The sequence below is a fragment of the Oleiphilus sp. HI0132 genome, from assembly GCF_001635845.1.
In genome coordinates this window covers 1-1,079 of the sequence record NZ_LWGJ01001015.1, presented here as the reverse complement: position 1 = coordinate 1,079, position 1,079 = coordinate 1, and the positions used below count along the sequence as shown (strand labels likewise).

At 42.0% G+C, this 1,079-nt stretch carries 1 pseudogene; it reads right to left on the bottom strand.

What is annotated here, in order from left to right:
* Positions 1-105: 105 nt before the first annotated feature.
* Positions 106-726 (bottom strand): annotated as a pseudogene (locus A3766_RS11355) (transposase); the annotation flags it as partial.
* Positions 727-1,079 lie beyond the last annotated feature (353 nt).

Below are 1,079 nucleotides of genomic sequence, written 5' to 3'. Positions count from 1 at the left end.
CAAAGCCAGAGCCATAATATATGTGTCATACCATATAAGCGGAGGCCAGCACCATGAAAAACAATACCATAATTTTTGTCGGATTGGACACCCATAAGGAGTTCACCGAAGTCGNNNATTGCGTTCTGAAATGGTTTGAATCATCTCTTGCAAGACAAATTGCTGACTAGGATGAGGTAAGATGATCTCTGTTAACCAACGAAGGTGTTTTAAGCTCCAATTTGATTTGCCTGAATAGTTAATATGGTTTCTGAGCAGCAAGGCTTTTAGCTGGAAACGTGCATTATTCAAATCATGCATTGCACGCTCACGTGCTCGAGATAGATCTCGTATTGCTTCATCTGCGGGTTCAGGAACGTAAATCGGATCAAGGTCGCCATTACGAACCAAACGAGCTAAATCTTGTGCATCGCGTTTATCTGTTTTCACGCGTTGTCCGGGTTTCTTTGGAATCAGTGATGGCGCAACAACATAGCAACAATGGCCTAAGCTTGTCAGCAATCGATAAATCCAGTAGCCACAGGGGCCTGCTTCATAAACAAAATGCAGGGTAGCCTGCGGGTATTTGCTTTCAAACTGTCTTGCCATCTTGGTAAGTGATACTTTGGCTGAAGAAACTCTTCCAAGATGCTTTACTTCTGAGCCTCGTTGATCTTCGCAATATGCGACTTCGGTGAACTCCTTATGGGTGTCCAATCCGACAAAAATTATGGTATTGTTTTTCATGGTGCTGGCCTCCGCTTATATGGTATGACACATATATTATGGCTCTGGCTTTGCTAACCCACGATAGGAGGTCAGCACTCTTTTGGGACGTGGGGAGTCATTATGTCTATGTAAATTCAGCAAAGATGCATACCCAATGAACTGGGCGTATGAATAAAGTTTGGCCAAGGAGTGAAGAGATAAATGAAGAGAATATTCTTTATTGTTTTATTAGTTTCCGGTTGTGCAACATCATCAGGCGTAATCCCTATAGGGATAGATACGTATTTGATTTCTAGATCCCAAAAAGGATTCGATGTGGTTGGTGGCAGTGTTAAAGCTGATGTATATAAAGAAGCATTTGCATTTTGTAA